Origin of the sequence: Mesorhizobium sp. M4A.F.Ca.ET.050.02.1.1, assembly GCF_003997725.1 — a bacterium.
Taxonomy (GTDB): Bacteria; Pseudomonadota; Alphaproteobacteria; order Rhizobiales; family Rhizobiaceae; genus Mesorhizobium.
In genome coordinates this window covers 1-11,377 of sequence record NZ_RZSG01000126.1, presented here as the reverse complement: position 1 = coordinate 11,377, position 11,377 = coordinate 1, and the positions used below count along the sequence as shown (strand labels likewise).

General features: G+C 64.7%; 7 protein-coding genes and 1 pseudogene. 3 read left to right on the top strand and 5 right to left on the bottom strand.

Features of this window, described 5'->3' with window-relative positions; all coding sequences use genetic code 11:
* Window positions 1–104: 104 nt before the first annotated feature.
* From EOA33_RS11570 to EOA33_RS11560, 3 genes are all read left to right on the top strand, one after another.
* A complete protein-coding gene (locus EOA33_RS11570; RefSeq protein WP_127405681.1) occupies window positions 105–728 on the top strand; it encodes a sarcosine oxidase subunit gamma family protein in 624 nt (207 codons plus the stop codon).
* Between the two features lie 269 nt (window positions 729–997).
* The gene (locus EOA33_RS11565) at window positions 998–3,367 is read left to right on the top strand and encodes an aminomethyltransferase family protein (RefSeq protein WP_127405680.1); all 2,370 of its coding nucleotides are present in this window, start codon (window positions 998–1,000) and stop codon (window positions 3,365–3,367) included.
* Window positions 3,368–3,616: 249 nt separating this feature from the next.
* Window positions 3,617–5,326 carry an APC family permease gene (locus tag EOA33_RS11560; protein WP_127405679.1) on the top strand — a complete coding sequence of 570 codons (1,710 nt, stop codon included), beginning with the start codon at window positions 3,617–3,619 and terminating at the stop codon, window positions 5,324–5,326.
* A gap of 71 nt (window positions 5,327–5,397) precedes the next feature.
* Here EOA33_RS11560 and EOA33_RS41345 read toward each other — a convergent pair whose 3' ends face one another.
* The 5 genes and pseudogenes from EOA33_RS41345 to EOA33_RS11540 all read right to left on the bottom strand — a co-directional run.
* On the bottom strand, window positions 5,398–5,529 hold the full coding sequence (locus tag EOA33_RS41345; protein WP_281033519.1) for a hypothetical protein: 132 nt from the start codon (window positions 5,527–5,529) through the stop codon (window positions 5,398–5,400).
* Window positions 5,530–5,622: 93 nt separating this feature from the next.
* A complete protein-coding gene (locus tag EOA33_RS11555) occupies window positions 5,623–8,769 on the bottom strand; it encodes an efflux RND transporter permease subunit (protein WP_127405678.1) in 3,147 nt (1,048 codons plus the stop codon).
* Between the two features lie 235 nt (window positions 8,770–9,004).
* A complete protein-coding gene (locus EOA33_RS11550) occupies window positions 9,005–10,153 on the bottom strand; it encodes an efflux RND transporter periplasmic adaptor subunit (RefSeq protein WP_127405677.1) in 1,149 nt (382 codons plus the stop codon).
* A gap of 54 nt (window positions 10,154–10,207) precedes the next feature.
* Window positions 10,208–10,813 (bottom strand): TetR family transcriptional regulator, encoded by a 606-nt coding sequence (locus EOA33_RS11545; protein ID WP_127405676.1) that lies wholly within the window; start codon window positions 10,811–10,813, stop codon window positions 10,208–10,210.
* Window positions 10,814–11,183: 370 nt separating this feature from the next.
* Window positions 11,184–11,377, bottom strand: a pseudogene (locus tag EOA33_RS11540) (acyl-CoA synthetase); the annotation flags it as partial.

Below are 11,377 nucleotides of genomic sequence, written 5' to 3'. Positions count from 1 at the left end.
GCGCATCGGCGAGATCGTGCGCGCGCACGACCCGCTGCGCGGCGAGGAGTACGATGTCGAACTCTGCAATCCCGTCTTCTACGATCCGGAAGGAGGGCGCCAGCGTGGCTGAGTTTTCCTGGGACGTCCGCAGCCCGCTGGACCGCGCGCTGGTCGCCGGCCCTTATGGCGCGCAAGGCGAAGCCGGCGTGGCGCTGACCGAGATCCGAAATTTCGACCTCGTGCAGATCATGGCGCGGCGCGGCAAGGCCGCCGACATGGCCAGGGCCTCGAAGGCTCGCTTCGGCGCGGCGACGCCGGAAACGCCGAAGGCGGTCGGCACCGCCGACGCGACGCTGATCTGGTCCGGACCGGATCAGTTTTTCGTGCTGTCGAAGGGCGGCAGGCACGGGATTGAGGCGCTTGCCTCGGTCTTTGCCGGTTCGGCTTCGCTTTCCGACCAGTCGCATGCGCGCGTGCTGATCAGCGCATCCGGGCAGAGAGCGCGCGCAATGCTCGCCAAGCTATCGTCGATTGATCTGCATCCCTATGTGTTTGCGATTGGCTCCGCTGCTGCAACCTCGATGGATCACACCAGCGTCACGCTGTGGCGGGGTGGTGATCGCGGCGGACAGGCGGTGTTCAACCTGCTGGTGTTTTCGACCTTCGCCGAAAGTCTCTGGCACACCATTCTCGATTCGGCTGCGGAGTATGGCGTTACGATCGCGCATTCCGAGGAACTGGTGTAGCGCATGTGCGCGCACTCTCCTTCTCCCCCTGTGGGAGAAGGTGGATCGGCGCGTTAGCGCCGAGACGGATCAGAGGTGCGCGACGGAGTGAGACGCCGGCGTTCCTTCGCGCACCCCTCATCCGTCGTCTTCGGCGACACCTTCTCCCACAGGGGGAGAAGGAGGAGCCGGCGCCATCTCCACCTTGCCAAATCCAACCCCGCTGCTATTCTTGCTGCTAAACTAATTTCACACACAGGCAAACTTGTTGCTCGAAACATAGGGTCGAGATGAGCCAGTCGCCCTACCCCGCCGTCGCCTCCGGGCCGCCCCGACCGAGCCTCATCCTGAGGCCTGGCCAGATCGCGCTGCCGTCCGGCATCGAGCGCTACACCGTGCAGGGCAATGGCGCCGTGCTGCTCGACGTCGAGGCCGGCGATACGGTCAGCGTGCGCAATATCGAAGGCGGACAGGCCTGCGAGTTGTTGGCCTGGGGCAAGGACGGCGTCACCGATCCCGGCATTTTCGGCGAGGCCGCAAACAGCAACGCCGCCGGCATCAAGGCGCTGCTGGCGGATGGCGACGACAGCTTGTCGGCGCTGCGTCTCGGCCTGCAACGCCGCCAAGTTCAGCTTGAGCAACCGAAGGCCGTGCGCGTCTTCGGCGCTACGACGCCGGCCGGCACCGAGCAAGGCTTCGCCGTGCAGCGCGATGGCGCGATGCTGATCGCCGCACCCGGCGGACCGATGCTGGTCGACGGCCACGACACAGCGACGCCGCTTACCGTCACCGTGCGGCGCAACACCATTCGGCTGAAGACCAGGTCGCAACTCCCCGATCCGCTCGCCGATCCTGTGCTCGATCTGCGTGTCCATTCGGCGACCGCCGAAGCCTATTTCGTCAAGGCCGGCGACTATCTGCAGATCATCGATGTCGATGGCCGGCAGTGCACCGACTTCCAGTGTTTTTCAGCGCGCAAGCTGGACAAGGGGCGCGACCTGCCGCTCGACGTGACGACGACGCGCACGCTGATGGGCGCCGCCTATCCGATGCCCGGCCTGCATTCGAAATATTACGACCAGGACATGGAGCCGCTGGTCGAGGTGGTGCAGGACACTTGCGGGCGGCACGACGCCTTCGCGCTCGCGTGTGCGGCCAAATACTACGACGATATTGGTTATCCCGGGCACACCAACTGCTCGGAGAATTTCAACAAGGCGCTTTCGGACAAGGGCGTCACGCCCCGCGCCGGCTGGATGGCGATCAACTTCTTCTTCAACACGGCAATCGACGCGCATGGCGTCATGGTGTCGGACGAGCCGTGGTCGCGGCCTGGCGACTATGTGCTGTTGCGCGCACTGACCGACATCGTCTGCGTCTCCTCCGCCTGCCCCGACGACACCACGCCCGCCAATGGCTGGAACCTCACCGACATCCATGTGCGCACCTATTCCGGCCAGCACAAATTCTCGCGCGCGATCGCCAGACGCATGACGCCCGATTCGGAACCGAAAATGACCCGTGAGACAGCCTTTCATTCGAGCTTTGCCAAGCACACGCGCGACTTCGCCGAGTACAGGGGCTACTGGCTGGCCAACTCCTTCGCCAAGGAGGGCGCCATCGCCGAGTACTGGGCCTGCCGGCAGGCGGCGGTGATCATGGACCTGTCGCCGCTGCGCAAGTTCGAGGTGACAGGACCGGATTCGGAAGCGCTGCTGCACTACACGCTGACCCGCGACGTCAAGAAGCTCGGCGTCGGCCAGGTCGTCTATTCGGCGATGTGCTACGAGCATGGCGGCATGATCGACGACGGCACGCTGCTGAGGCTCGGCAAGGACAATTTCCGCTGGGTCGGCGGCGACGACCTGTCCGGCGAATGGCTGCGCGAGACCGCCAGGAAACTCGGCCTCAACGTGCTGGTGCGCTCGTCCACCGACCAGATGCACAACATCGCCCTGCAGGGGCCGAAGAGCCGCGACATCCTCAAGGAGGTCGTATGGACCTCGCCGCTGCAGCCATCAATCAGCGAGCTCGAATGGTTCCGCTTCGCGGTCGCCCGCATCGGCGGCGGCAACGGCGTTCCGGTGGTCGTCTCGCGCACCGGCTATACGGGCGAGCTCGGCTACGAGATCTGGTGCCATCCGCGCGACGCCGAAAAAGTGTTCGACGCGATCTGGGAGGCCGGCCAGCCGCATGGGCTGAAGCCGATGGGCCTGCAGGCGCTGGACATGGTGCGCATCGAGGCCGGGCTGATCTTCGCCGGCTACGAGTTCTCCGACCAGACCGATCCGTTCGAGGCTGGCATCGGCTTCACCGTGCCGCTGAAGACCAAGACCGACGACTTCATCGGCCGCGACGCGCTGATAAGGCGCAAGGAACATCCGCAGACGAAACTGGTCGGCCTTGACATCGATGCGAACATCCCTGTCGGCCACGGCGACTGCGTCCATGTCGGCCGCGCCCAGATCGGCGTCGTCACCTCTGGCATGCGCTCGCCGCTGCTCGGCAAGACCATCGCCCTGGCGCGGCTCGACGTCACCCATGCCGACATCGGCACGGAGGTCGAGGTCGGCAAGCTCGACGGCCAGGCCAAGCGGCTGCCGGCGCGAGTCGTGGCCTTCGCGCATTACGACCCGCAAAAGACGAAACCGCGCTCCTGACGGCCGCCTCCAAGGCCTCATCCGACCGTCTTGATGGCGGCCGCAGTGGCGTCCGTGCCATATTTCGCAAGCGTGATGTGCACGGCGCCACAAAACGCTTGACGTGAAAGCGCGTCGGATCAATCTTCACTGTTAAGAAAAAAATGCGACTGAGCGGAAACACTGCAGCCGTTCGAAATGAGGCCGGGGGGAAGCTTCGCGCAGCCGAGGCACACCGGCGGGGAACAGCAAAAAGGGGAATTCATACATATGAGCACAATGAGCACGGTCCTTGAGCAGCCTGCGGAAGGCAAGCTGCTCAGGCATATCGACTGGCGTGGCGCCTTCTGGGTGGCAAGCGGCGTTCCCGCCCTCGTCCTGTTCTCCATCGGCGGCATCGCCGGCACGACCGGAACCCTGGCTTTCGTGATCTGGACGGTGTCCATGATCATGGGCTTCCTGCAGTCGTTCACCTATGCCGAAATCGCCGGTCTGTTCCCGAACAAGTCCGGCGGCGCCTCGATCTACGGCGCCACCGCCTGGCTGCGTTACTCGAAATTCATCGCGCCGCTGTCGGTGTGGTGCAACTGGTTCGCCTGGTCGCCGGTGCTGTCGCTCGGCTGCTCGATCGCCGCCGCCTATATCCTCAACGCGCTGGCGCCGATCCCGGTCTTCAGCGAGACCTCGCCGGAAGTGGTCGCCTATATCGCCGCCCATGCCGGCACGGCGCCTGCCGATGCCATCGCGGCGGTCGCCGCAGCCGCGACGCCGGCGATCCGCACCTGGTCGCTGTGGGGCCATACGCTGGGTCCGGTGTCTTTCACCTTCAACGCCACCTTCTTCATCGGCGCGGTGCTGATGCTGATAATCTTCTCGATCCAGCATCGCGGCATCCTCGGCACGGCCAGTGTGCAGAAATATATCGGCCTGCTGGTCATCATCCCGATGCTGATCGTCGGCGTGGTGCCGATCTTCACCGGCCAGATCAACTGGGCGAACTTCTCGCCGCTGGTGCCGCTGGCGGCCGCCTACGCGCCCGACCCGGGAGCCTGGAACATCGCCGGCTGGACACTGGTGCTGGGCGGCATGTTCATCGCCGCCTGGTCGACCTACGGCTTCGAGACCGCCGTCTGCTACACGTCCGAGTTCAAGAACCCCGGCACCGACACGTTCAAGGCGATCTTCTATTCCGGCCTGCTCTGCATGCTGCTGTTCATCCTGGTGCCGTTCACCTTCCAGGGCGTGCTCGGCCTCAACGGCATGCTGGCGACGCCGATCGTCGACGGGTCCGGTGTCGCCGATGCGCTGGCCGGCATGGTCGGCGGCGGCAAGATCATCCACAGCCTGCTGGTCATGCTGATGATCCTGGCGCTGGTGCTCTGCATCATGACGGCGATGGCCGGCTCCTCGCGCACGCTCTACCAGGGCTCGGTCGACGGCTGGCTGCCGCGCTACCTCAGCCACGTCAACGAGCACGGCGCGCCGACGCGGGCGATGTGGACCGACCTCGTCTTCAACCTGATCGTGCTGGCCATCGCCTCGGCCGACGCGACGAGCTTCTTCTTCATCCTCGCCGTGTCGAACTGCGGCTACATCATCTTCAACTTCCTCAACCTCAACGCCGGCTGGATCCACCGCATCGACAACGGCCATATCGCGCGGCCGTGGCGGGCGCCGCCCTGGCTGCTCGGCATCGGCGCGATCTTCGCCTATGTCAACGCGGTCTTCATGGGCGCCGGCGCCAAGGTGTGGAACCCGATGGCGCTGTGGGCGGGCCTGATCACCGCGGCTTTGATCATCCCGGTGTTCTGCTTCCGCCACTACATCCAGGACGGCGGCAAGTTCCCCGACCATATGCTGGCCGACCTCGGCATGGCGGGAGCCGACCTCTCGGTCAAGAAGGCGGGCGCCCTGCCCTATCTGACGCTGATCGCCGGCGTGGCGGTGATGCTGATCGCCAACTGGCTGTTCGTCATCTGACGCAGCGACCTGAGAACAAGATCGGGCGCGCCTCGGCGCGCGCCCGATCTCTTTTGTCCAACGGCCTCTCGTCAGCCAGCCTTGCGGACTGTCGTCTCCTCGAAGAACCGGTTCGGCGGCCGCTTCAGGCCGAGACTCTCGCGTAGCGTCGATCCCTCATACTCGCGCCTGAAGATGCCGCGTCCCTGCAATTCGCTTCGCACTTTTCCTGGAATTGCTCTAGCGCACCGACCTGCGATGCAGATCGTCCGCCATCGACCCGTGGCGATGGCGGACGATCCGAGGTTGCCACCACGTTATTCCGCGGCCAGCGCCAGTTGCGGCTCTTCGTTGTTCTGCACCAGTTCGGACTCGGGCCTCTTGCCCTCGACCCCGGCCTTCTTGCGCTCGCGGCCGAAGAACAGCGCGTAGCCTGCCGGCAGCACCAGGATGGTGAGCACGGTGGCGACGAGGATGCCGCCCATCATGGCGTAGGCCAGCGGCCCCCAGAACACGGCGCGCGAGATCGGGATCAGCGCCAGCACCGCGGTCAGCGCCGTCAGCATGATCGGCCGGAAGCGGCGCACGGCAGCGCCGATGATGGCCTCGGATCGCTCCATGCCGACAGCGATGTCCTGGTCGATCTGATCGACGAGGATAATCGAGTTGCGCATGATAATGCCGAGCAGCGCGATCACGCCGAGGATGGCGACGAAGCCGAACGGCGCCCCGCTGATCAGCAGGGCCGCGGCAGCACCGATGATGCCGAGCGGACCGGTCGCCAGTACCAGCATCGCCTTGCCGAAATGCTGCAGCTGGATCATCAGCAGCACGACGATGACGGCCAGCATGATCGGCGCCTTGGCGGCGATCGAGGCCTGGCTTTCGGCCGAGTCCTCGGCGCCGCCCTGGATCTCGACCTTGTAGCCGGGCGCCAGACCTGCGCGCAGGTCCTTCATGTCGTTGTACATCTTGGTGACGACGTCGTTCGACTGCACGCCGTCCGGCAGGGTGCCGCGAACCGTGATGGTCGGCAGGCGGTCGCGCCGCCACTCGATGCCTTGCTCCAGCACCGGAACGACCTTGGCCACCTGCGACAGCGGCACGAAGCCGCCGAAATCGGTCGGGATATAGACGGAATCGACCGAGGACAGCAGCTTGCGACTCGCTTCCGGCTCGCGGGCGACGATCGACACCGTCTCCTCGCCGTCGCGGAAATCGTCGAGCGGCGCGCCGGACATGGTGGCCTGCAGCATCTGGCGGATGCGCTGCGAGGTGACGCCGAGCGCGCGGGCGCGATCCTGGTCGATGACCAGCTTCATCGCCGGCACCGGCTCCAGCCAGTCGTCATGGACGGCGCCGAGCAGTGGGTTGGCCTGGAACTTCGCCTTCACCTCGTCGGCGATGCGGCGCACCTCCTGGCGGTCCGGACCCATGACCCGCATCTGCACTGGCCAGCCGGTGGGCGGGCCGAGGAACAGGCGATCGACCTTGGAACGGATCGAGGGGAAATCCTCGGCCAGGATGGTCCGCAGCTTGACGATCAGTCGCTCGCGCGCCGGCTCGTCCTTGGCCATCACAAGGAGCTGAGCGAAGTTGGGATTCCTGAGCTGCTGGTCGAGCGGCAGGAAGAAGCGCGGCGCGCCCTCGCCGATATAGGTGGCGATGAAGCGCTTGTCCGGATCGTCCATCATCTTGCCTTCGAGCGCCTTGGCCTGCGTCTCGACCTCCTTGATCGAGGTACCTTCCGGCAGCCAGAGGTCGACGAGGATCTCGGGCCGCGAGGACTGCGGGAAGAAGTTCTGCGGAATGAACTGGAACGCCCACAGGCTGGTGGCGAAGGTGACCAGCGTCATCACCAGCACGATGATGCGATGGCGCACGGCCCAGCCGACGGTGGCGCGCAGCCGGCGGTAGAAGCGCGTGTCGAAGACGTCGTGATGACTGCCGGCATGCTTGCGCTGCTTCAGGATCATGTGGCCGAGCCATGGCGTGAAATAGACTGCCACGAACCAGGACACGACCAGCGCGATGCCGACGACATAGAACAGGGTGCGCACATATTCGCCGGCGGTCGAGGCGGCGAAGCCGACCGGGATGAAGCCGGCGGTGGTGATGAGCGTCCCGGTCAGCATCGGGAAGGCGGTCGAAGAATAGGCGAAGCTCGCCGCCTCGATCTTGACCAGCCCCTCCTCCAGCTTTCGCTCCATCATCTCGACGACGATCATGGCGTCGTCGACGAGCAGGCCGAGCGCGATGATCAGCGCGCCCAGCGAAATGCGCTGCAGGTCGATGCCGAGCTCGTACATGATGGCAAAGGTGGCGGCGAGCACCAGCGGGATGGCGATGGCTATGACCAGGCCGGAACGCCAGCCGATCGACAGCAGCGAGACGGCAAGCACGATAAGCAGCGCCTCACCCAGCGCCTCCATGAACTCCTTCACGGCATCGCGGACGACTTCCGGCTGGTCGGAGATCTGGTCAACCGCGACGCCGTAGGGCAGGCCTTCCTCGAAGCGCTGGTAGGTCGCCTCGACATCCTTGCCGACGTCGGTGACGTTGAAGCCCTTGGCCATGACGACGCCGAGCTGGACGCTCTCATGGCCGTTGAAGCGGTACTTGCGCTGGAACGGATCCTCCAGCCCCGAAGAGACGGTGGCGATGTCGCCGAGCCGCGTCACCTGACCGCCGGCGCGCAGGCGCAGTTCCCTGATGTCGGCGGCCCTGGTGACGTCGCCCTCGACCGAGATGCGCACCGAGCGTTGTCCGGTATCGACCGAGCCAGCCGGATCGACATTGTTCTGGCCCTTTATCGCGTTCTGCAGGTCGGTCAGCGTCAGGCCGCGCTCGGCCAGAGCCTTCGACGAGACGTCGACATAGATCTTCTCCGGCTGGTCGCCGATGATGACGGCTTTCTCGACGCCCGGCGTCGTCAACAGCATGTCGCGCGCCTGAATGGCGAACTTCTTCAGCTCGGGATAGCTGTAGCCGTCGCCGCTGATCGAATGCAGCGTGATGAAGGTGTCGCCGAACTCGTCGTTGAAATACGGGCCGAGCAGTCCCTGCGGCAGGTCGCTGGCGATGTCGCCGACCTTCTTGCGCACCTGGTAGAAAGCGTCCTTGACCTCTTCGGCGTTGGTGTCGCCCTTCACCTGCAGGGTGATGATGGCGCTGCCGGCACGGGTGTAGGAGCGCACGAAGTCGAGATGCGGCGTTTCCTGCAGCTTGCGCTCGATCTTGTTGACGACCTGGTCCTCCATCTCCTGGATTGAGGCGCCCGGCCAGACGGCCTGGACGACCATGACGCGGAAGGTGAAGTCCGGATCTTCCTTCTGGCCCATGCGCATCAGGCCGAGCGCGCCGGCGAGGATGATCAGGCCGAACAGGAAGCGGGCGATGCTGGGGTGGCCGATCGCCCAGCGCGAAAGATTGAAGGGCCGCTTTTCAGTGCTGTCGGTGGTCATCGGCGTCAGTCCATTCCGATTGATCGGCAAAGGCACGCATCTGCGCGTGCTCACGATATTTCCGATGCTGGCTTCCGGGCGGCGAGGCTTTCCGAGGCGGAGAGACACTCGTCGCGGTGGGACGCGAGGATCGATGTGGGGGTTACATCAACCTGACGTCTCGACAGCCGGGCGCTCGCCGCCCGGAAACCATGGTCCGCTTGCTTCAACGAGCGGCGTTTTCATGCGCCTGGCTTCAGCGCAGGCTGCTGGTGATGTCGGCTTTGCCTTCGGCCGACGCCGACTGCTGCGCCCCGTCGCCGGAGAGCTTGACCTTGAGGTTCTCGGTCATGAACTGCGTGCCGGCGGCGACCACGACGTCGCCCTGCTTCAACCCGTCCGCGACATTGACGCCGTCCACCGTGAAGTCGCCGACCTTGACCGGGCGCGGATGAACCGTCTCGCTGGTGCGGTCGACGGTCCAGACGATCTTCTGGCCGTCCTTCTGGGCGAGCGCGCTGAGCGGAATCGACACCATCTGCTTCCGGCTCGCCACCGAGGCTTCGATGTTGGCGGTCATGCCGAGCAGCACGCGTGGATCGTTGGGCAGCGAGACGCGAACGGCGAAGGTGCGCGACTGCGGATCGGCGCTGCCGGCGACCTCGCGGACCTTGCCGGCCAGCGTCAGCGCGTCGTCGGACCAGAAGCCCGCCTTGACGTCCTTACCCGGCCGGAACTCGGCGATATCCATTTCAGGAACGGCGATCAGCACTTCCTTCTCGCCATCGACGGCAACGGTCATCACGGGCGTTCCAGCGCCGACCACCTGGCCGATATCGGCGCTGATGGCGGTGACAATGCCATCCTCGTTCGCCTTGAGATCGGTGTAGCCGACCTGATTCTTCGCCTGGGCAAGCGTCGAGCGGGCAGCGTCACGCGTCGCCACGGCCTGAGCATAGGTCAGCGTCGCCTGATCGAGCTGCGACTTCGAGGCGAAGCTCTTGGCGTAGAGCTGCTCGGCGCGCTTCTTTGCCAGATCCACCGTTTCGACCTGCCGCTCGGCGGCATCGAGGCTCGCCGCCGCGCTCCTGACCGACAAATCGTAGTCGGAGGGATCGATGCGGGCGAGCACGTCGCCCGAATTCACATGCTGGCCGATATCGACGAGGCGCTCGGTGACCTTGCCGGCGACGCGGAAGCCGAGGTTCATCTCGGTGCGGGCGCGCACCGAGCCGGAATAGTCGAGCTCGCGGGTGGTCTGGGCCTCACCGATCTCGACCACCTTGACTGGCCGGATGATCTCCTTGACCTCGGCCTTCTCTTGGCTGCAGCCGGCGAGCCCGAGAGCGGCGACGATCAGGCCGGCGACCGGCAGCCCGCGGATGATGGAATTGGACAAAGACACCTTAGCACTCCTGACTGGAGATAAACTTGTCGACCGGCGCCCGGCGGGCGGCGGCTATTTCAAGGCTCGGATCGCGTAATCGATGAGATCGTCGGGCATCGCCCGGTTGGTCTTGGCAAGGCACTGCGCCACCATCTGCGGATGGCAAAGGATGACGGTAGCGGCGCCGAAGCAGCGCGACGCGACCACCGGATCCTGGTCCCTGAACTCGCCGGCTTCGATGCCCTGGCGGATCACCTCGGCGAACAGATCGTGGATGCTGTCGACATGCTTGTCGATGACACCCCAGTCGCGCTCGAGCGCGACGATGACCATCTCATGCACCTTCTGGTCATCGAGCATGACTTCCATGGTCATCTTGTACTGCGCATGCACGTAGCGGCGCAGCCGCTCCTCGGCGCTGAGCGGCAAGCGCGAAATCTCGTAGGCCATCTTGTAGCTGGCGCCGAGCATGCGGCCGCAGACGGCCTGGTGGATTTCGACCTTGGAGGCAAAGAAACGATAGATGTTGGCCGGCGACATGCCGAGCTCGCGGGCGATGTCGGCGACATTGGTCTTGCCGTAGCCGTAGTGCCGGAACAGGCGTTCGGCGCAATCGAGGATGCGCGTCACATTTTCCTGGCGGGCGGGGTCGGCCACGATGTTGGCGGCTTCGGACATTAGCTCTCTGTCAAATAACGAGTGACGAATTTCAATTTTCGTCACTCGTAAATCGAAACGAGCGCGATGTCAACGCGGATTCGACGTACGCGTATAATTGGTGACAGATGGTGACAGTGAGGAAAGGTTGGACCCGACGAATGAGTTCGTCTTCCTATGCGAAGCAAGGAGCGAAGCGACGCGGCGCAGACCCTGGGATCAATGCCGTGACGTCGGCCAAAGAATAAAGTCGGATCAAGCAGTTAGCTTGCCAGCGGCGCCATTCGTGCAGGGCTATTCTCGACCGCCGGAGCACGGCCGCAAGGTCACGGCATGGACCCAGGGTTTCCGCAACGTCGCTCCGCGACTGCTTCACCCTAGGATGACGAACTCAGAGGCCCTTCGCCATTTCCCGCAGCCGGAACTTCTGAATCTTCCCGGTCGATGTCTTCGGGATTTCCGTAAACACCACTGCCTTCGGCACCTTGAAGCGGGCGATCAAAGTGCGGCAATGGTCGATGATCTCGGCCTCGGTCGCGCTCTTGCCGGGCTTCAGCTCGACATAGGCGACAGGCACCTCGCCCC